Origin of the sequence: Streptomyces corchorusii, assembly GCF_001514055.1 — a bacterium.
Lineage (GTDB): Bacteria > Actinomycetota > Actinomycetes > Streptomycetales > Streptomycetaceae > Streptomyces > Streptomyces olivaceoviridis.
The window spans coordinates 205,455-224,705 of record NZ_KQ948359.1 but is presented as its reverse complement, the minus strand read 5'-3'; the positions used below and the strand labels follow the sequence as shown (position 1 = coordinate 224,705).

Genomic DNA, 19,251 nt, shown 5'->3' with positions numbered 1-19,251 from the left:
TGCGGGAGATGGAGATGGAGATGGAGATGGGGTGAGTGCTGAGCGGTGGTGCCTGGGGCGGTGCCGGACTCTCGTTCAGAACGGGTAGTCGGCGATGTCCGGCCGCACGGTGAGCCACTGCGTCTCGGTGAACGCCTCGACGTTGGCGGCTGCTCCGCCGAACCGGGAGCCCGTGCCCGACGCCTTGACCCCGCCGAAGGGCGCGTGAGGTTCGTCGCCGACGGTCTGTTCGTTGATGTGGACCTTGCCGGAGTCGATCCGGTCGGCGAGCCTCATCGCCGTACCGACGTCCCCGAGGATGCCGACGGACAGCCCGTACTCGCAGTCGTTCACGATCCGCGCGGCCTCCTCCAGCGTGGAGAAACCGATGACGGGTGCGACGGGTCCGAAGATCTCCTCACGCCACGCCGGCATGTCGGCGGTCAGGCCGGTCAGCACGGTGGCGCGGTACCCGGCGCCCACGATCTCGCCGCCCGCGGCCAGTGTCGCGCCCGCCGCGACGCTCTCGGTGACGATGCCGTGCACCCGTTCCAGCTGCCGCCGGTCGATGATCGGGCCGAGTGCCACGTCCTCCCGGGCCGGGTCGCCGACGGGCAGCGCCCGGGCCTTCACGGCGAGCGCGGCGGTGTACTCCTCCAGCAGGGACTCGTGCACGACGTGCCGGCCGGTCGTCATGCAGATCTGCCCCTGGTGCAGGTACGAGCCGAACGCACCGGCCGAGGCCGCCTTGCGTACGTCGGCGCCGGGCAGCACCACCAGGGCGTTGTTCCCGCCGAGTTCGAGGTGGGCCCGCTTGAGCAGACGGCCGGCCCGCTCGCCGATGGCCCGCCCCACCGGCGTGGACCCGGTGAACGAGACGACCCGCACCTCGGGGGCCTCGACGACCGCCTCGCCGACCGAGCCGTCACCGGGGAGCAGATGGAGCACACCGGAGGGCAGTCCGGCCTCCTCGAAGACCCGCGCGATGACGACACCGCCGCTCACCGCCGTACGGGGATCGGGCTTGAGCAGCACCGCGTTGCCCAGCGCGAGTGCGGGAGCCACCGAGCGCAGCCCCAGGATCAGCGGGAAGTTGAACGGCGCGATCACGCTCACCACCCCGGCCGGGCGACGGCGGGCGAACGACCAGCGGGGGTCCTCGGACGCCAGCACCTCACCCTGCGGATGCGTCGGCAGCGCCGCGCACTCGAAGCACTCGCCCCGCGCCAGCCCCACCTCGAATCCCGCCTTGGCCCGGACGGAGCCCGCCTCCCGCACCAGCCAGTCCTCGATCTCGGCGGCGTGCTCGGTGAACAGCTCGCCCGCGCGGCGCAGTACGGCCGCCCGCGCCTGCGCGGGGGTGGCCGCCCAGGCCCGCTGCGCCTCGGCGGCGCGGGCGGCGGCGCGGCCCACCTCCTCGGCCGTGGCCAGGCCCACGGTGCCGATCCGGTCCCCGGTCGCCGGCTCGACGACCGGCTGCTCGCGGGTGGCGTCCGTCCAGCCGTCGCCGAAAATCTTCTTGCTCCAGACGTCGCTGTCCAGGAGTGTCATCGCAAATTCCCTTCGTGGAGCTGCCGTGGAACGGAGGACTCGCGGGCGCGGCGAGTTCAGGAGGGCGTGGTGAGCGCCGTGTCCACCTGGACGAGCCGGGGGCCGTCCGGGCGTTCGGCGAGGACCGCCCGCAACTCGTCCACGCCGCCTGCGTGCAGGGCGGGCATCCCGTAGCCCTCCGCGATACGGGTGAAGTCCAGACCCGGGATGTCCAGGCCCGGAGCGTCCGGCACGCCGAGGAGGTCGCCGAACCAGCGCAACGCGCCGTACGTCCCGTTGCGCAGCAGCACCACGGTGAGCGGAACCCGGTGCCGGGCGGCCGTCCACAGCGCGGTGATGCCGTAGTTGGCCGAGCCGTCCCCGATCACCCCCACGACCGGCCGGCCGGGTTGGGCCATGGCGACCCCGACCGCGCCGGGCAGGCCGAACCCGAGACCGCCCGCCGCCGGGAAGTAGTAGGAGCCGGGCCGGCGCAGATCCATCTGGCGCCACCAGGAGGAGTTGGTCGAGGTCGACTCCACCACGTACGCGGTGTCGGCGGGCAGTTCGTCCCGCAGGGCCGCGAAGACCTCCTCCGGGTGCAGGCGCGGCCCCTCGGCGGAGCGCGGCGCCGGCACGGGCCGGTAGTCGGCCAAGGGCACCGGGGACGCGTCGAGCGCGTTCGCCAGCAGTTCGATCACCGCGCCGGGATCGGCGACCAGCGCCTCGCCCATCGGCGCCCGCGCGGCGGCGGACGCGTCCTCCGTCACCTGGATCAGCCGGGTGCCCGCCGGCAGGTACCGCCCGGGGAGATGCTCGTGGTAGCGGAACACAGGGGCGCCGAGCACCAGCACCAGGTCGTGGCCCTCGAAGGCCCGGCGGACCGGCTCGATGCCGGCCGGGAGCACACCGCGGAACAGCGGGTGGCGGTTGGGGAAGGGCAGCCGGAAGAGGGAGGGCGCCGCCCACACCGGGCCGCCGAGCCGCTCGGCCAGCCGCACCGCGTCGTCGAAGTGCCCGGCCGTGTCGATGTCACCGCCCAGGACGAGCGCGGGCCGCCGGGCGCCGGCCACCGCCTCGGCCAGCCGGTGGCCCTGCTCACCGGCGGGCACCCCCGCGCGCCCGACCCACCGGTCCAGCACGGCCGGCGCGTTCTCGCCGGCGTCGGCCGCCCAGTCGTCGTACGGGACGGAGAGGTAGGACGGCCGGCGCTGCAACCGCGCCTCGAAGACGGCCTGGGCGAGCGCGCGCGGCACGTCCTGGGCGCACGCCGGTTCGGCGGCCCAGCCGACGAGCGGCCTCATCAGCGCCGGGGCGTCGACGTTGGCGAGGTTGGCCTCCGGCCCGATGGCCGGCCGCACCTGCTGACCGGCCACGATCACCAGGGGCGTCCGCGAGGCCACGGCGTTCGTCAGCGCCCCCATCGCGTTGCCGGAGCCGGAGGCGGCGTGCAGGTTGACCAGCACCGGCCGGCCCGTGGCCTGGGCGTAGCCGTCGGCCATGCCCACGACGGCACCCTCGTGCAGGCCGAGCACGTACCGGAACCCGTCGGGGAGACCCGTGAGGAAGGGCAGCTCGTTCGAACCGGGGTTGCCGAAGACGGTGGTCAGCCCCTGGCGCTCCAGGAACTCATGGGCGATGCGGCGCACGGACGGCACAGGCGTTCCTCTCCGAAGTGACGCAGCACACGCTAGGGAGCGCGCGACCAGGCCACCAATAGATGTTGGCGCGCCGCGATATAGAGTCGATCGATATGAGCAGCTTCGATCTCAACCTCGCCCGGGTCTTCGTGCTGCTCTACGAGACGGGCAGCGTCACGGCCACCGCCGAGACCCTCCACGTCACCCAGCCGACCGTCAGTTACAGCCTGGCCAAACTCCGCCGGCACTTCGACGACGACCTCTTCCGCCGCACCGGCCGCGGCCTGACCCCGACCGCCGGCGCCCGCCGCCTCTACGAGCCGCTGCAACGCGCCCTGGCCGACATCGACGGGGCGATCCGCCAGGGCGACGACTTCGACCCCGCGACCATGGCGGGCCGCTTCACCCTCGCCCTGTCCGACCTCGGCGAGGTGACCCTGCTGCCCCGTCTCGTGGCGGCGGCCCGCGCCCGCGCGCCCCGGGTGTCCTTCACCGTCCGCGCCCTCGACGTCGACGACGCCGAGGGCCAACTGCGCCGCGGCGAACTCGACGCGTTCGTCGCCACCCCCGTCCTGACCTCCCACCGCACCGTGCGCATCCCGCTCTTCCACGAGCGCTACGTCGGCATGGTCGCCGCCGACCACCCGCGCGTCCGGGGCGCGTCCGTCACCCTGGCCGAGCTGGCGGCCGAGCACCACGCCACGGTGTACGGCCCCAGCGGTCACGTCGTCCCCCGGTCCGTGCTCGCCACCTACGGGCTCCTGGACCGCGCGGCCGTGGACGCCACCCGCTTCTCGATGCTGCCGTACCTGCTGGAGCGCACCGACCTGATCGCCATCGTCCCCGAGTACGTCGGGGAGGTCTTCACCGCCTCCCACCGCCTGCGCCTGGTGCGCCTGCCGTTCGAGACCGAGCCGATCGAGGTCGCCCTCTACGCCCGGCACGAGGCCTCCCGCAGCCCGTCCCAGCGCTGGCTGGTGCAGTTCATGGCGGAGGTCCTGGGCGAACGGGTCAGCCCGGCCCAACTGCCGCCCAGCGCCTAGGGGATCCGAGGACAGGACCGGTCCCGCACCGGCGTGCCGCCGCCCGGCCGGTCACGCCGGCCGGGCGGTGGGGGCCTGCCGTGTGCCGCCGCCGCTCAGCCCGCGGGATCGAGGACGACCGGCAGCTCCGCCAGGCCCCGGAAGGCCGGGAACGGGACCTCCAGCCACCGCGGTGCGCCGGCGGGGTCGGCCAGTGCCATCCGGGGGAACCGCTCGAACAGGCGGGTGAGGGCCAGCTGGGTCTCCAGCCGGGCCAGCGGGGCTCCCAGGCAGTAGTGGCTGCCGTGCCCGAAGCCGAGATGGGCGTCCTGCGCGTTGCCCGGCCGCCGCACGTCCAGCTCGTCCGGCGCGTCGAACTTCCGCGGGTCGCGGTTGGCCGAGCTGATCGCGATCTGCACCAGGGCGCCCTTGGGGATCAGTGTCCCGCCGTACTCCACGTCCTCGGTCGCGTAGCGGAACGTCGCGCTCTCCACCGAGCCGTCGTAGCGCACCAGTTCCTCGACCGCCGCGCGGATCAGCTCCGGGTCCTCCCGTACGGCGCGCAGCTGGGCGGGGTGGGACAGCAGGTGGTGCACGGCGTTGCCGATGAGGTACGCGGTCGTCTTGTGCCCCGCGAACATCAGCAGGAACGCCGTGGAGACCAGTTCGCTCTCCGTCAGCCCGCCGTCGTTGTCGCGGGCCGCGATGAGCGCGCTGAGCAGATCGTCACCCGGACGCTCGCGCTTGGCGGTGAGGAGGTCGGTGAAGTAGGCGTGCAGACCCTCCTCCGCCTGCTGCTGGGCCCGCTTGGCCTCCTCGCCGAAGCCGGTCTGCGCCACCGTGGTGGACAGGTGCTGCATCCGCGTCCGGTCCTCGGGGGGCACGCCCAGCAGATCGCAGATCACGATGATCGGCAGCGGGAACGCGAACGCGGGCAGCAGGTCGAAGCGCTCCCGGGCCGGGCACTCGTCCAGCAGGTCCCGGACGATCTCCTCGATCCGGGGCCGCAGCGCCTCCACGCGCCGCGGGGTGAACGCCGAGTTGACCAGCCGGCGCAGCCGGGTGTGCTTCGGCGCGTCGGAGTTGAGCATGTTGTCGTCCAGCGCGACGGACGAGTCGCCGAAGATCCTCCGGTAGGCGTCCATGGCCCCGTACATGTCCTTGCTCAGCCGGGGGTCCGACAGGGCGGCCCGCGCGTCGTCGTACCGGGTGACCAGATACGTCTCGTTGCCGTGCGGGGGTCTCATGGGGCAGACGGGCGCCGAGTCGCGGAGGTGGGCGTAGACCGCGTGCGGGTCGCGGCGGAACTCCGGGGTGCACCGCTCGGCCGCGGCGACGGCCTCGTGCGTGGTGGTCACGGACGGCTCCTGAGGTCGAAGAGGGTCTGGGCGTTGCCGCCGAGGATGAGCCGCTGGGACGCCTCGTCGACCGGCAACTTCTCGATCATGTGGATGAAGTCCTCCAGCGGCGCGGCCATCGGCGGCGAGTCGGTGCCGAACAACATCCGTTCCGGGCCCAGCACTTCGGCGTTCAGACTCAGGTGCGCGGCGCTGAACGGGCTCGTGTCGACGTACATGCGCCGCAGGGCGGCGGCCGGGTCGGCGGCGGGCCGGCCGGCCGCTCGCTCCTCGGCCGCCCGGTCGCCGGCCGCCCGGGACTTCGCCTCCGGTGGGGCGGAGGCGGGCGGGCCGGCCGTGGGCCGCCCGGAGGGCGGCGCGCCCCCGGCCCAGTGCCGGGGGCGCGCCGCCGTCCGCAGGCGCTCCGGCAGCAGCGCCATCGCGCCGCCGCCGGTCGCGCCGATCAACCGCAGACCCGGGTACTTGTCCAGCCACCCCGCGAACGCGATCATGGCCATGCCCATCGTGACGTCGCCGAAGCGGCCGATCTGCTCGACGAACCCGGTCTCGTCCACCCGCTCGGTGCCGGCCGGCTCGGCCGGCGCGTGCACCAGCACCGGCACCCCCGCCTCCGCGGCCAGCGCGAAGAAGGAGTCGGCGCGGGGCGAGCCGAGCAGCTCGCCGTGCACGCTGGACGTGGTGATCAGACCGACGAAGGCCGGGTCCGCGAGGGTCTCCCGGACTCCTTCGAGGTGGTCGTCGTCGCCGAACGGGTTGGCGTACACGTAGCCGCGCAACTGGTCCGGGAACGTCCGGATCAGCCCCGACATCCAGTCGTGGAAGCGGCGCAGCCGGTCGCGGGGCTGGGCGTAGTTGTCGACGCCCGGCACCCGCGCCATCGCACCGGCCCCGACGGGGCTGCCGATGACGGTGAGGTCGATCCCGGCCTCGGCGCGGGCGGCGAGCATGCCGTCGACGTCGGTCAGGCTCGGGGGCATGGGGAAGCGTTCGGCCGCTTCCGGTGGGGACAGATGCCCGTGGATGTCGATGATCACGTGTCGGTTTCCGGTTTCGGTACGAGTGCGCGGGTGACCGCGGCACAGTCCTGGTCGCCCAGTCCCTGCTCGGTGGCACGGACGTGGGTCTCCGCCGCGGCGGTCGCCAACGGCAGGCTCAGGCCGACTGTCGCCGCCTGCTTGGAAGCGAGCATGAGGTCTTTCGCCATCAGCCGCAGCCGGAAGTCCGGCTCGTCGAAGCGGCCGGAGGCCAGGCGCCGGGACTTGAACGCCATGACCGGCGAGGCGAAGCCGCTGCCCGCGATGGTCTTGAGGACCTGCTGCCGGTCGAGGCCGCAGGCGCCCGCCAGTTCGGTGGCCTCGGCCAGGGCCTGCACCTCTATGCCCATGAGCAGGTTGAGGAGCAGTTTCATCCGCATGCCGGACCCGAGTGCGCCCAGATGGACGACCTCCTTGCCCAGCGTCTTCAGCAGCGGGCGCGCGGCGTCGAAGACGCGCTTGTCGCCGCCGGCGAACAGCCGCAGCTCTCCGTCGCGGGCGTGGTCGCGGTTGCCGAGCATGCCGACGTCCAGGACGGAGGGCGCCTCGCCGGCGATCTGCACGACCTCGTCGGGGGCGACGGTGCTGGCGCAGATCAGGACGCCGGGGTACGGGCCGTCGGCCAGCACGCCGTGCGGCCCGTGCAGCACGGCGCCGAGGGCCTCGCCGTCGGAGACGACGCAGAGGGCGGCGCTCGTGCCCGCGACGGCGTCGGCGGGGTGGGCGGCGGCGTGGGCGCCCGCCTCGGCGAGCGGCTCGGCGCGCTGCGGGGTGCGGTTCCAGACCCGGACCTGCATCCCCTGGTCGAGGAGGCGAGCGGCCAGGCCGGCGCCCATCGTGCCGAGACCCAGGACGGCGACGGGGCCGTTGACGGTGCCCGTCATGCGGACACCCCCTTGGTCTCCTTGACCACCCGGAACCGCATCGACTGCCGCTGGTCGACCCACTGGCGCAGCGGGGCCACCAGCTCCTGGTGCTCCTCGCTCTGCTGCCAGGCGAAGAAGTCCTCGGCCGACCGCCACTCGCTGGTGATCACCCACTGGCGGGAGTCGTCGGCGGGCTCTCCGAGCCGCTCGACGATGTGACCGGGGGTGTTGGACACGGACTTCCGGAGGTGCTCGTACAGATCCAGGAAGCCCTGCTCGCCGCCCTCGACCACGCGGACCGCGAACACGACGTTCAGCTTCTCGGCCGGCAGGCCGTTGTGGTTGGTGCCCATGTGTCTCCTCCTGAGTGAGATCCGGCAGGACACGACACCAACGGACTCATGTCCCTCGTACGGCCGCAACTCCGAACGGGGGAGGGGCCAGTCGGCACAAGGGGCACCCGTTCCGGCATTAGTCATTTCGAGTGACTGAGGGGCGCCACTCCGACGGGTGACCCGCCGTACGGCGGCCGGGTGACGGCTCGTCGCCGGGGATGAAAGGATGATCACCCTGTGAGGTGACACCGGGGCGGACCTCCCCGGGAGGGGAGTGGCGCGGCGTGCCCGACAGGCCGGCGGAGGAAACGGCAGGCGAGGCGGCGAGGACGACCGGTGCGGCGCCGTGCCGGGTCGTGGTGTGCCGGGACTGCTGCTGCGGCAGCCCGAAGGTGACAGGCGTCGACCACGCGGCGCAGACCGCGCGGCTGCGGGCCGAGGTGCCCGTGCGGGTCTCCGACTGCCTCGACGTCTGCGACCAGGCTAACGTCATCGTCGTCCAGCCGTCCGCCGCCGGCCGGGCCGCCGGCGCGCGGCCGGTCTGGCTGGGGCTCGTCAACGATCCGGACGCGACCGAGGACATCGTCACCTGGGTGCGCGCGGGCGGCCCGGGCGTGGCTCCCCTGCCGGACATCCTCGGCCTGTACGCCTTCACACCGCCCCGGCGGCGCACGGATCCCTGAGACTCCGGGCCGTGCGGGGGTGCCCTGCACGGTCGCGCCACGGCGTGGGGGGCCCACGGGGGCGCCCATGAGCCGGCCGCGCACTGACTACCGCCGACCACCGGCGGGCCCGGGTGCCGTCCCCGCACAATCCCCGTGCGGCAGGCGGCTGTTCGGTGCCCGGTGCCCGGTGCGCACAGCGGACGCCCCAGCCGCAGATTCCACCGCCCGGCCCGGCCGCTGAGTTCGGTGACGGTCAGGGGCGGGCGGGTACCTCCGGGCGCCGGAAGGCCGCGACGGGCAGGCCCAGTGCCGCGGCCGTTTCGCGATCGGGGCGTCGACGACGCGGAGGCCCGGCGTGCCGGCTTTCCGGCGGAGGGTGTCCCGGCGGTGCTCCGGGGCGGTGCCCGCGCGCCGAGCCGGCGAGAGTGGTGTGCTCCTCCGCGGGGGTGGTGCGGGCAGCGCGGGCCGAGGGGCCGGACCCCGTGCGGCCGGGCGGGCGGCCTGCGCCCTGGTGATCGCCGAACGAGTGGGCAAGGCGGTGCGTTCCCCGGCCAAGGACACCCTCCTCTCGCACGCCACGACCGCGACCGGACGCGGCCGGGGCTTCGCCGTCCACGAGGCGATGGACCGGGTGGGCGCGCTGGTCGGTCCGTTGACCGTGGCGGGCGTGCTCGCGCTGAGCGGGAACGCCTACGGCCCCGCGCTCGGCGTGCTCGCCGCGCCCGGCGCCGCGGTGCCGGCGCTCCTGTTCTGGCTCCGGCCCGCTGCCCGCCGCCTTCTGGACGTACGCGGCGTTCACCGCGGTCACGACGGCCGGCTTCACCACCTTCGGTGTGCTGTCGTACCACCTCGTCCAGCGGCACCTGATGACGACGGCATGGGTGGGCGGCGCGCTGACCGGAGCCCTGTACGGCTACTCGGTCCCGCTCCTGATCACGGTGGTCACCGCGATCCAGGCCGTCGCGTTCGTCCTGCTCGCCGTCCTGCGCGGGCCGGACGCCCGCAGGGGCGGGCGCCGGCTGCCGGTGAACAGGGCTGCGCAGAACGGTGCGGACGGACAAGCGTGGGGCAGGGAGCCGCGGGGACCATCGAGTGGCACGAGCACGTGCAGAAGTCCGGGGCGGGGAGTTCAGCGGGCCCCGCGGTGCAGCAGGAGGTCGGCGACCACCGGGCGGTGATCGGAGGCCGTGGTCCCGGACTCGTGCGTGGCGGTGACGGTGACGTCCGGTGAGACCGTCACGAGGTCGATGCGCTTGACCGGGTCCACCGCCGGATAGGTCTTGCCGCCGCTTGGGGCCGCGTCGGCCAACGGGCCCCAGAGTCGCGCCAGTTCAGGGGCGTCCGGCTCGGCGTTGAAGTCGCCGAGGAGCACCTTCGGGCCGGAGTCCGCGGCCAGGACGCCCAGCATGTCGTCGACCTGGGCGCGCCGGACCGAGGGGTCGGTGCGGTAGTCCAGGTGGGTCGCGTACACGTGCACCAAGGTGCCGCGGACCTTGACCGCCACCTCGGCGAAGCCGGGCGCGGGGGCCGGCACCGGGTCGGGCGTCTGGGTGGACAGCCGGGTGATCTCGTGGTTCCACGCGCCCCGCACCGGCCGGCGGCTCAGCAGCGCGACGCCGTACTGCCGCCGCTCCCCGCCGGGCGTGGCGGGCGGGAGGTCGTAGACCGGCGCGAAGAAGACCCGCATGCCCAGCTTCCCGGCCAGTTCCCGGGCCTCGTCCGTGAAGCCGCTGCGCGCACCCCAGTGCACGTCGACCTCCTGCAAGCCGACCACGTCGGCGTCCAGGTCCCGGATCGCCGCCGCCGTGCGGTCGAGGTCGAAGACGCCGTCCTGGCCGGCTCCGGCGTGGATGTTGTACGTGGCCACGCGCAAGGGCACACGGGACGCGGCCGGTCCGGCGCCGGGCACTCCGTCCGCCGCGCTCGCGCCGGGCGGTGCGGCGCCGAGCGCGGGGGTGAAGGCGAGCACGACGGCGGCCAGTACGCGCGAAGCGGCGCGTCGGGGCTTGCGGTCCACTGAATCCTCCCGAGGTGGTCCTTGCGGGTCGGCTGGGCGGTACCCCTGCCTCAACCGGCATGCGCGGGTGCGGGGTTGCCCTGGTGGGTGATGGCCGCCCAGTGGTGAAGGCCGTGCAGGTCGGGGCGGGCGGCCTCGTGGCGGAGCGTCCCAGCTCCTCGTACGGGTGGTCACCGGTCCCGGACAGCAGGGTGGCCAGCATCCAGAGCAGGATGCGGGTGAACGTCGCCGTGCTGCGCGCACCGGCGAGGGCCACCAGACCGCGTACGGCGTCGAGCAGCGCGGCCTCGGGGTCGCGCAGGGCATCGACCGCCCGCCCGCCGCCGGGCACGGCCGTGCGCGCGCCCGCCGCCGGGCCCGCCGGGGTGGGGGACGGCGTGTCGAACAGGGTCGTGCCGGGCGCCGGCATCCGCTCGATGACCCGCTTGACGTTCGCGGTCCCCTGCTCGAACTCCACGCCGATCGGCGCCGCCGCGATCTGGTCGACGATCTCCTTGGCCTCTCCGAGATCCCGGCGCACCGACTCGGTCAGCAGGTCCTCCCCGTAGCCGGGCGTGAGCAGCGCGCTCCGCAGGACCGTGTCGGTGCCGTCGGCGCGGGGCAGGGCCCAGGGCACGAGCAGGAAGACCAGCAGCATGCGGGCCTGTACGACGAGCAGGTCGTCCACCGGCCCGTTCCGGTCCGCCCACCGCAGGCGCCGCAACGCCTGGGCCCGCTCCTCGGCGCTGGAGCCGGACGACGCGTGCTCACCCCCGCGCAGGTGGCGCGTCCCGAGCACGAGGCCCACGAAGACGAAGACGACGGAGAAGTCCTCCCCGTGCTCCCGCAGCGCGGTCTCGACGCCGGTCAGCCGTTCGATCACCGGACTCCACACCCCGGCGGGCTCCTCGCCCGTCGCCGCGTGCAGCAGCCGGCAAGCCTCCTGGAGGGCTTCGGCCAGCTCCGCCTGCCGTCCCGCCGCCCCGCCGTCGTCCCCGTCCCGCCGTACCTCGCCGACCATCGGCCCCCCGCCGCCCGCCCGCCTCGTCCCCGCATGATGCCCGCCCGGGGGCGGCTTGACCACCGAGCCGTCCGGGGCCGCGGCTGACGGCCCGTTCTCCGGCCGGGCCGGTACCGCGGCGCGGACCGGCGCCGGCGTCGCTCAGATCCTCGCCGTCCCCGGCAAGGCCGGATACCGGCCGTTTCTGGGTACACGCGAGGTAGGGATCAGGCGCTCAGGCAGAGGGCGGTCGGTATGGACGAGGGTGCCCGGAGCGAGGATCGACGGACGGACCGCGCCCGACCCGTCATGACCTCGGCCGCGTACGAGGGCAGCCCCGCCGACATCGCGGCGGCACGCGACCTGGCCCGGGCGTTCCTGACGACGGTGCAGGCCGATCACGGCGTGCCGGTGTCGGAGCGGGTGATGGGCGTGGTCCAGCTGGTGGTCAGCGAGCTGGTCACCAACGCCTGCAAGCACGCGCCGGGCCCGTGCCTGGTCGATCTGGAGCTGTCCGGGAACAGCGTCGGGATCGCGGTCTGGGACACCACGCCGGTGCTGCCCGTGGCCAAGGCGGCCGATCCGGGCCGGGTGGGGCAGCATGGCCTTGAGATCGTGATGGCCGTGTGCCAGGGCTTCGAGGTGCACCGGGAACCGGTCGGCAAGCGGATCACCGCGTCCGTGATGCTGGCGGACGATCCCGGCGGGGACGTGGCCGGCCGCTCCCCGGTGTGACGGCCGCTGAGCGGCCACCGCCTCGTACCCGGTGGCTCCCACGGGCCGTGGCACGCTCCGACCGAGTGGCAGAGGAGAAGCGGGGTATGGGTGGAACGGACGTCTCCCGGCCCGGCCGGGGCCGGCCCGTGGCCGGTGCCGGCGCGTCGCCCACCGGTCTGCTCGATCTGCTGAGCGTCGCCGCGGTGGTGCTGGACACGAACGGGCGCGTGGTCTTCTGGAGCCCTCAGGCGGAGGAGCTGTTCGGTTACACCGCGGACGAGGCACTGGGCCGGTTCGCGGCCCGGCTGCTGGTGCACGAGGAGCACTGGGACGAGGTCATCACGCTGTTCGCCGAGGTCATGGAGTCCGGCACCGACTGGGCCGGGGCCTTCCCGATCCGGCACAAGGACGGCAGCACGCGCCTGGTGGAGTTCCGCAACATGCGCCTGCTCGACGACCTCGGCGACATCTACGCCCTGGGCCTGGCCGTGGACCAGTCGACCGTGGTGCGCGTCGAGCGGGGCGTCGCCCTCTCCGCACGCCTGGTCACCCAGTCCCCGATCGGCCTGGCCATCCTCGACCCCGATCTGCGCTACCTGACCGTGAACCCCGCCCTCGAACGCATGCACGGCCTCTCCGCCGGCGAACAGCTCGGCCGACGGGTCCGCGACGTCCTGACCTTCCTGGACGCCGAGGCCATCGAGAGCCGTCTGCGCCGCGTGCTGGAGACGGGGGAGCCGGTGACCGACCACTACGTCGTCGGCCGCCCCGCCGCCGATCCGCACCGGGAGCACGCCTGGTCGGCGTCGTACCACCGGCTGGAGGACGCCACGGGCCGGGTGCTCGGCGTGGCCACGTCCGTCGTCGACATCACCGAGCGGCACGAGGCGACCATCGCCGCGACCCGCGCCCGGAACCGGCTGGCCATGATCGCGCACGCCTCCGCCTCCATCGGTACGACCCTCGACGTGGAGCAGACGGCGCACGAGCTGGCCGGGGTCGTCGTACCGGACCTGGCCGACATCGCCTCCGTCCACGTGCTCGACAACGTCCTGCGCGGACGTGCCCTGTCCGTCACCGGTCCCGCCCGCTTCCGGGCCGTGGCCACCGCGGCGGCCCACGCCCGCGAAGCCGCGCACGCGGCCGAGCCGCCCGGCAGGGTCGCCACCTACGACAGCGACTGCCTGCTCACCCGGTGCGTGCGCACCCGCCGGCCCGTACTGGTGGCCGAGACCACCCGCCAGGACCTGCGGAACATCGCCCGCACCGGCGAGGCCGCCTCGCTCCTGGAGACGACGGGGGTGCACTCCTACCTCGCGGTGCCGCTCCTGGCCCGCGGAGAGGTCCTCGGAGCGCTGAGCCTCGCGCGCGCGGGCACCCCCGCGCCCTTCGACGAGGACGACACGCTGCTCGCCTGCGAGCTGGCCGGCCGCGCCGCGACCTGCATCGACAACGCGCGCTGGTACCAGAGCGCCCGCGACACCGCCCTCACCCTCCAGCGCCGCCTGCTCCCGCAGCTCCCGGCCCGCCTGCCCGGCCTGACGATCGCCTGCCGCTACCTGCCGGCCGGAGCCGTCAGCGAGATCGGCGGCGACTGGTTCGACGCCATGCGCCTCCAGGGGGACAGGAGTGCGCTGGTCGTCGGGGACGTGATGGGCAGCGGCATCAACGCCGCCGCCAGCATGGGGCAACTGCGCAGCGCCACCCGCGCGTTCGCCGGGCTCGACCTCGACCCGGCGGAGGTGCTCCGGCAGCTCGACCGCCTCACCGAGGACGTCGAGCACACCATCGCCACCTGCGCCTACTGCCAGTACGACCCCGAGCGCGGCCGGTGCCGCATCAGCCTCGCCGGTCATCTGCCCCCGGCCCTGGTCCGGGCGGGCCGGCCGGCGCAGCTCCTGGACCTTCCGTCCGGTGTGCCGCTGGGCGTCGGCGGCACGCCCTTCGAGACGACGGCGTTCGACTTCCGCCCCGGCGATCAGCTCGCCCTCTACACCGATGGACTGGTCGAAACCCGCTGCGACCCGATCGACGCCCGTCTCGACACCCTGCTCGACGCCCTGACCGCGACAGCCGGCCAGGATCTCGAAGAGACCTGCGACCGCGTCCTGGACAGGCTCCGGCCGCCGGGAGGCGACGACGACGTGGCTCTGCTCGTGGCCCGCGCGGAGGGCTGACCCCCGGCACGGACCGACCAGAGTCCCGTCGGCCGGCTCCCGCGCGCACACCGGAAAGGTGCCCGTACCGTCAGCCCGCCCACTCCAGCAGGCGCTCGCCGGCCTCCGGTGCCCGCAGCCGGCCGAGGGACTCCTTCTCCAGCTGGCGGACGCGCTCCCGGGTGAGTCCCACCTGGTCGGCCACCTGCTGCAACGTACGGGACTGCCCGTCGTGCAACCCGTACCGCAGACTGAGGATCATGGCCTCACGGGGTGCCAGCGTGCCCAGGGCGTCCCTCAGCTCCTCGGCGAGCGCCCGGTACTCGGCCACCTCCGGAGCCTGGAGCACGTCGGCGGCGGGGATGAGATCGCCGACCACGGTCTCGCCGGTGTCGTCCACGGGCGTGTCGAGACTGAGGGTCTGCCGCCCGACCCGGCGCAGCCAGGCGACGCGCCCCTCGCCGAATCCGCTCTCCCGGGCGACCTCGTCGTCCGTCGGCTCATGGCCGAGGCGCAGGTACAACCGCCGCTCGGCCTTCGCGAGCTTCTGGAGCTCCTCCACGACGTGCATGGGCAGCCGCACCGTGCGGGCGTGCTGGGCCAGGCCCCGTTCGATCGCCTGGCGGATCCACCAGGTGGCGTACGTGGAGAACTTGAAGCCCTTGGTGTGGTCGAACTTCTCCACGGCCCGGATGAGCCCGAGGTTGCCCTCCTGGATCACGTCGAGCAGCGGCACGCCCCGGTGCGCGTGCCGCTTGGCGATCGACACCACGAGCCGCAGGTTGGCCCGGATCATGTGGTCCTTGGCGTGCAAGCCCTCCCGTACGGCCGCCTCCAGCTCCCGGCGCCGGTGCGGAGCGGGGCCGCTCTCGCCGTCCTCGGCCCGTTCCAGTTCCGCCGCGGCGTCCACACCGGCCTCGATGCTCCGGGCCAGCCGCACCTCGTCCTCGGCGGTGAGCAGTGGGGTCGCGGCGATCTGGGCCAGGTACTGGCCCAGCAGATCGGGTTCGTCCCCGGTCTCCGGCACCCTGCTCCGCGGACGTGCGGAGCGGGCGGCGGCACGGCGGCGCTCCCGGGGATCCGCCGCCGCGGATCGTGCCGGCGCAGGCATGGTTCAGGCCCTCCGACTCTGTCGCTCGCTTTGCGCTCTTCTCGACTTCCGACGGGGTGCCGGGTACCCGGGCGGGAGGCCACGACACAGAGGGCCCGGCCATGGCCGGCCCACCGCTCCACGACAGTGGCGTTTCGGCCAACCTCGGTCCGTCCGAAACACGGGTGTTCGATATCGCGGCCCGGTCGTTGAACCCGGCGACACCACCGGACGACCACCGAGGGGGACCGCAGGTGACCTGCACCCTTCACACCGGCGGGGAAGCACCCCGCCCCGCGGCACAGGACGACCAGCCGTCCGGGACCGGGGGAAAGGAGACGCCGTGAGCCGTGTCTGGCTCCCGCCCGAGGAGTACGCCGAGCAACTGATGAAGGCGACCGGATTCGCCTGCGTCCACTTCACCGACGAGCGGGACCGGCCCGTCCAGCTCCACTCCCGGTACAGCCCCGCGCACCCGTGGCACATGCCCGGCGGCACGATGGAGCCCGGTGAGCGGCCCTGGGAGACGGCTGTGCGGGAGTGCCACGAGGAGACCGGCATCACGGTGTCCGGCCCGCCGCGGCTGCTGGCCGCGGTCTACGGACTGCCCGGCGAGGAATGGCCGTACAGCACCATGGGCCTGATCTTCGACGGGGGCCGTCTGAGCGACGCGCAGATCCAGGGCATCACCCTCGACCCGGAGGAGCACGACGAGTTCCGCGTGCTGCCGCTGGAGGCGTGGGGCCCGCTGATGCCGGCCCAGGACTTCGCCCGGCTGAACGCCGTGACGAAGGCCCGCCGCACGGGCGTGGCGGAGTACTTCGACACCTGGGACTGGGGGGAGGCGTGAGCGCGGAGTCCGAGCGACGGCCGGACGCACGGGCGGCAGCCGTGCCGGCCGGTCTGCTTGCCGTCTTCGCGCACCCGGACGACGAAGCCCTCCTCGCCGGTGGTCTGCTGGCCCGGCATGCCGCCACGGGCGCCCGTACCGCCGTCGTCACGGCCACCTGGGCGCCCGGCAGTTGCCGGGCGGGCGAACTCGCGGACTCGCTGGCGGCCCTGGGCGTCCGGGAGCCGCCACGGATGCTCGGTCATGCCGACCACCGGGTCCCCGCGTCCGCTCCCGCTGGTGCGATGTACCGCTCGACGAGGCCGTCGGCCACCTCGTCGCCCACATCAGGGAGGTCCGGCCCGAGACCGTCGTCACCCACGACGCCTACGGGCAGCTCACCGGGCACCCCGATCACCGGCACACGCACCGGATGGTCATGCTCGCGGTGACCGCCGCGGGGCTCGGGCACCTGTACCCCGAGGCGGGTGAGCCGTGGCAGCCGCGGGCCGTCCGGCTGGCGACCCATCCGCACTCGGCCGTGGCCGAGCTGGGGGAACTCCTGGCACGGGTCGGCAAGTCGGTGCTGAGCGTGCCGGACGCGCACGTCACCGACACCGTGGACGTCCGGCCGTGGAGCGGCCGGAAGTGGGCCGCGATCCTCGCGCACCGCAGCCAGGCGGAGGGGGAGCGCGCCTTGCCCGCGCTCCTCTCCCGGCTTCCGCAGGAGACCCGGAACCGCCTGCTCGGCACCGAGTACTACACTCGCGTCACCCTCGGTCCGGCCGTGCCGTGAGCGCGGCGAAGCGGTCCACGTCGATGTTGCCGCCGGACGCGATGACGCCGATCCGCCGGGGCGGGTCGCCGATGCGACCGGCCAGCAGTGCGGCCAGGGGCGTCGCGCCGCTCGGCTCCAGGACGATCTTCAGGCGTTCGAAGGCGAAGCGCATCGCGGTGACGATCTCGGCGTCGCTGACCAGGGCGATGGCCTCGACCAGGCGCTGGTTGAGGGGGAAGGTGAGCGCGCCCGGCGTGTCCAGGGCCTGACCGTCGGCGATGGTGCGCGGGACCGGGACGGTGACCCGTGTGCCGGCCTCCAGGGAGCGCTTGGTGTCGTCGCCGGCCTCCGGCTCGACGCCGATGACGCGGATGCCCGGGTGCAGCGCCGTGGCGGCGGTGGCGCTGCCGGCGATGAGGCCGCCACCGCCCACGGGCACGAGGAGGGCGTCCAACGGGCCGGTCTCCTCCAGGAGTTCCAGCGCGGCGGTGCCCTGGCCGGCGATGACGTGGGGGTGGTCGTAGGGCGGGATCAGGGCGAGACCGCGGTCCTCGGCCAGGGCGTGGCCGAGCGCGGTGCGGTCCTGGGTGTAACGGTCGTAGGTGACGACCTCCGCCCCGTATCCGGCGGTCGCCTCCCGCTTGGAGCGGGGAGCGTCCTCGGGCATCAGGATGACGGCGGTGGTGCCCAGTTCCCGGGCGGCCAGCGCGACGGCCTGGGCGTGGTTGCCGGAGGAGTAGGCCGCGATGCCCTTCGCCAGCTGGTCCGGGGGCAGTTGGGCGGCGGCGTTGTAGGCGCCGCGGAACTTGAAGGCGCCGATCCGCTGGAAGTTCTCCGCCTTGATGAACACCTCCGCTCCGACCAGGGAGTTCAGCGTGCGGGAGGTGAGGACCGGGGTGCGGTGGGCGATGCCTTCGAGGCGGGCGGCGGCCTCGCGGACATCGGCGAATGTGACGGTCTGGGCTGCGGCGGCCATGGGCGTCCTCAAGTGGTCTTGACGGGCGGGGAGATGAGGGAGGGGTGCGGGGGGAGACGAATGGCGGGCGGGGTCACCAGCCGGTGACGCGCGGCCAGTACGCCTCGATCCCGGGCGTGTGCGCTCGCGTGCCGACGGAGCCGTCGATGACGTGGTAGCCCTGGTGCTGGGCGGCGGTGGCGCAGGCGTGGTTGGGCAGGACACGCAGGCGGGTGCCGATGGGCAGGTCGGGCAGGGCGGCGCCGTCGCGGGCGGTGAGGGTGCCGTGTTCCTGGCTGGCGGCGGTCATGACCAGGTCCGGGACCGGTGTGCCGGACAGGTCGGTGACCAGGCCGTAGCCCTGGTCCTGCGGCTGGACGGCGGTGCCGCGGTCGCGCGACATGGCCATCCAGCCGCCGTCGGTGACGATCCATCCGTACTCGGGACGGTGGCCGATGACGGTGACCACGACCGACAGGGCGAGGTCGTCCAGGTCGCAGACGCCGAGGCCGGCCATCACCAGGTCGAAGAAGACGTAGTTGCCCGCGCGGAGTTCGGTGACTCCGCTCAGGTCCTCGGCGGCGTGGGCGGTGGGGGTGGAGCCCACGCTGACGGTGGTCACGGGCAGGCCGGCCGCGCGGAGCCGGTCGGCCGCGGCGACCGCGGCGTCGCGTTCGTTCCGCGCCGCCTCGCGCTGTTCCCCGGCGGTGTAGCAGAAGTACGACTCGCCCGCGTGGGTCAGTACGCCGTCCAGGCAGCCCGCGTCGTGCAGGATCCCGGCGATGCCGGTGAGCCCCGGGGCGTCGGGCCTGAGGCCGCCGCGGTGGCCGTCGCAGTCGATCTCGATCTGGGCGGGAAGGGCGATGCCGGCCTCCCGCGCGGCCGCGGCGACGAACGTCGCCTGCTCGGTGCTGTCCAGCAGGACGCGCAGGGTGACACCGCGGCGCGACAGGGCGACGACGCGCGGGAGTTTGCGCGGTTCGATGCCGACGGCGTAGGTGATGTCGCGATATCCGGCGTCGGCGAACGCCTCGGCCTCGGCGAGCGTGGAGACGGTGACGGGGCCGGGGGTGCCGTCGTGCAGGAGGGCGGCGGCGTCCAGGCTCTTGGCCGTCTTCACATGGGGGCGCAGGGCGACCCCGAGGCGGTCCGCCCGCGCCCGCAGGCGGGCGGCGTTGCGCCGGACCCGGTGCACGTCGACCACGGCGAACGGGGTGTCGGGGTCCGCCAGGCTCCGGGCGGCGGGGGAGGGGCCGGCGGGGGAGGACGGAGCGGGGACGGGCCCGGTCGTCATGGGCGGG

At 74.1% G+C, this 19,251-nt stretch carries 16 protein-coding genes and 1 pseudogene; 7 read left to right on the top strand and 10 right to left on the bottom strand.

The features are described from left to right. Positions 1-75 precede the first annotated feature (75 nt). The gene (locus AQJ11_RS24485; protein ID WP_059264388.1) at positions 76-1,530 is read right to left on the bottom strand and encodes a benzaldehyde dehydrogenase; all 1,455 of its coding nucleotides are present in this window, start codon (positions 1,528-1,530) and stop codon (positions 76-78) included. Between the two features lie 56 nt (positions 1,531-1,586). Next, positions 1,587-3,167, bottom strand: a complete 1,581-nt coding sequence (gene mdlC, locus AQJ11_RS24480) for a benzoylformate decarboxylase (protein ID WP_059264387.1) — start codon at positions 3,165-3,167, stop codon at positions 1,587-1,589. 95 nt (positions 3,168-3,262) lie between these two features. Between mdlC and AQJ11_RS24475 the strand changes: the two genes are divergently transcribed. Further along, positions 3,263-4,192: a LysR family transcriptional regulator gene (locus AQJ11_RS24475; RefSeq protein WP_014670966.1), complete on the top strand. Its 930-nt coding sequence runs from the start codon at positions 3,263-3,265 to the stop codon at positions 4,190-4,192. 95 nt (positions 4,193-4,287) lie between these two features. Here AQJ11_RS24475 and AQJ11_RS24470 read toward each other — a convergent pair whose 3' ends face one another. From AQJ11_RS24470 to AQJ11_RS24455, 4 genes are read right to left on the bottom strand one after another with little or no spacing between them, the layout of a single operon-like run. Continuing rightward, positions 4,288-5,529, bottom strand: coding sequence for a cytochrome P450 family protein (locus AQJ11_RS24470; RefSeq protein WP_014670965.1), 1,242 nt, complete (start codon positions 5,527-5,529; stop codon positions 4,288-4,290). Then, positions 5,526-6,563 carry an amidohydrolase family protein gene (locus AQJ11_RS24465; RefSeq protein ID WP_059264386.1) on the bottom strand — a complete coding sequence of 346 codons (1,038 nt, stop codon included), beginning with the start codon at positions 6,561-6,563 and terminating at the stop codon, positions 5,526-5,528. Before AQJ11_RS24465 ends, AQJ11_RS24470 begins: the two co-directional genes overlap by 4 nt. Next, a complete protein-coding gene (locus tag AQJ11_RS24460) occupies positions 6,560-7,447 on the bottom strand; it encodes an NAD(P)-dependent oxidoreductase (protein ID WP_059264385.1) in 888 nt (295 codons plus the stop codon). Before AQJ11_RS24460 ends, AQJ11_RS24465 begins: the two co-directional genes overlap by 4 nt. Continuing rightward, positions 7,444-7,782 carry an antibiotic biosynthesis monooxygenase family protein gene (locus AQJ11_RS24455; protein WP_014670962.1) on the bottom strand — a complete coding sequence of 113 codons (339 nt, stop codon included), beginning with the start codon at positions 7,780-7,782 and terminating at the stop codon, positions 7,444-7,446. Before AQJ11_RS24455 ends, AQJ11_RS24460 begins: the two co-directional genes overlap by 4 nt. 338 nt (positions 7,783-8,120) lie before the next feature. Between AQJ11_RS24455 and AQJ11_RS24450 the strand changes: the two genes are divergently transcribed. Beyond that, complete coding sequence (locus tag AQJ11_RS24450) at positions 8,121-8,447, top strand: hypothetical protein (protein WP_014670961.1); 327 nt, start codon at positions 8,121-8,123, stop codon at positions 8,445-8,447. 1,111 nt (positions 8,448-9,558) lie between these two features. Here the strand turns inward: AQJ11_RS24450 and AQJ11_RS24440 are convergent. Further along, complete coding sequence (locus tag AQJ11_RS24440; protein ID WP_059264383.1) at positions 9,559-10,446, bottom strand: endonuclease/exonuclease/phosphatase family protein; 888 nt, start codon at positions 10,444-10,446, stop codon at positions 9,559-9,561. Positions 10,447-10,637: 191 nt separating this feature from the next. Here AQJ11_RS24440 and AQJ11_RS24435 point away from each other — a divergent pair, with 191 nt between their 5' ends. From AQJ11_RS24435 to AQJ11_RS24420, 3 genes are all read left to right on the top strand, one after another. Next, positions 10,638-10,994 carry a hypothetical protein gene (locus tag AQJ11_RS24435; RefSeq protein WP_159061686.1) on the top strand — a complete coding sequence of 119 codons (357 nt, stop codon included), beginning with the start codon at positions 10,638-10,640 and terminating at the stop codon, positions 10,992-10,994. Between the two features lie 740 nt (positions 10,995-11,734). After that, positions 11,735-12,160, top strand: a complete 426-nt coding sequence (locus AQJ11_RS24425) for an ATP-binding protein (protein ID WP_014670958.1) — start codon at positions 11,735-11,737, stop codon at positions 12,158-12,160. Positions 12,161-12,246: 86 nt separating this feature from the next. Further along, positions 12,247-14,319: a SpoIIE family protein phosphatase gene (locus AQJ11_RS24420; protein WP_059264380.1), complete on the top strand. Its 2,073-nt coding sequence runs from the start codon at positions 12,247-12,249 to the stop codon at positions 14,317-14,319. Between the two features lie 70 nt (positions 14,320-14,389). Here AQJ11_RS24420 and AQJ11_RS24415 read toward each other — a convergent pair whose 3' ends face one another. Beyond that, a complete protein-coding gene (locus AQJ11_RS24415; RefSeq protein ID WP_059264379.1) occupies positions 14,390-15,409 on the bottom strand; it encodes a sigma-70 family RNA polymerase sigma factor in 1,020 nt (339 codons plus the stop codon). A 322-nt stretch (positions 15,410-15,731) separates the two neighbouring features. Here AQJ11_RS24415 and AQJ11_RS24410 point away from each other — a divergent pair, with 322 nt between their 5' ends. Both AQJ11_RS24410 and AQJ11_RS24405 read left to right on the top strand, forming a co-directional pair. Then, positions 15,732-16,238, top strand: a complete 507-nt coding sequence (locus AQJ11_RS24410; RefSeq protein ID WP_014670955.1) for an NUDIX domain-containing protein — start codon at positions 15,732-15,734, stop codon at positions 16,236-16,238. A gap of 41 nt (positions 16,239-16,279) precedes the next feature. After that, a pseudogene (locus tag AQJ11_RS24405) lies at positions 16,280-17,013 on the top strand (PIG-L deacetylase family protein). Here the strand turns inward: AQJ11_RS24405 and AQJ11_RS24400 are convergent. Both AQJ11_RS24400 and AQJ11_RS24395 read right to left on the bottom strand, forming a co-directional pair. Further along, positions 16,988-17,971: a threo-3-hydroxy-L-aspartate ammonia-lyase gene (locus tag AQJ11_RS24400; RefSeq protein ID WP_014670953.1), complete on the bottom strand. Its 984-nt coding sequence runs from the start codon at positions 17,969-17,971 to the stop codon at positions 16,988-16,990. The pseudogene AQJ11_RS24405 and the gene AQJ11_RS24400 sit on opposite strands and share 26 nt — an antisense overlap. A gap of 73 nt (positions 17,972-18,044) precedes the next feature. Beyond that, on the bottom strand, positions 18,045-19,244 hold the full coding sequence (locus AQJ11_RS24395) for an alanine racemase (protein ID WP_059264378.1): 1,200 nt from the start codon (positions 19,242-19,244) through the stop codon (positions 18,045-18,047). Positions 19,245-19,251 lie beyond the last annotated feature (7 nt).

Excerpts from the sequence above, each read along its gene's own strand:
- AQJ11_RS24400 (WP_014670953.1), bottom strand. The coding sequence starts at position 17,971 with ATGGCCGCCGCAGCCCAGACCGTCACATTCGCCGATGTCCGCGAGGCC.
- AQJ11_RS24455 (WP_014670962.1), bottom strand. The coding sequence starts at position 7,782 with ATGGGCACCAACCACAACGGCCTGCCGGCCGAGAAGCTGAACGTCGTG.
- AQJ11_RS24415 (WP_059264379.1), bottom strand. The coding sequence starts at position 15,409 with ATGCCTGCGCCGGCACGATCCGCGGCGGCGGATCCCCGGGAGCGCCGC.
- AQJ11_RS24475 (WP_014670966.1), top strand. The coding sequence starts at position 3,263 with ATGAGCAGCTTCGATCTCAACCTCGCCCGGGTCTTCGTGCTGCTCTAC.
- AQJ11_RS24395 (WP_059264378.1), bottom strand. The coding sequence starts at position 19,244 with ATGACGACCGGGCCCGTCCCCGCTCCGTCCTCCCCCGCCGGCCCCTCC.
- AQJ11_RS24425 (WP_014670958.1), top strand. The coding sequence starts at position 11,735 with ATGACCTCGGCCGCGTACGAGGGCAGCCCCGCCGACATCGCGGCGGCA.
- AQJ11_RS24420 (WP_059264380.1), top strand. The coding sequence starts at position 12,247 with ATGGGTGGAACGGACGTCTCCCGGCCCGGCCGGGGCCGGCCCGTGGCC.
- AQJ11_RS24460 (WP_059264385.1), bottom strand. The coding sequence starts at position 7,447 with ATGACGGGCACCGTCAACGGCCCCGTCGCCGTCCTGGGTCTCGGCACG.
- AQJ11_RS24485 (WP_059264388.1), bottom strand. The coding sequence starts at position 1,530 with ATGACACTCCTGGACAGCGACGTCTGGAGCAAGAAGATTTTCGGCGAC.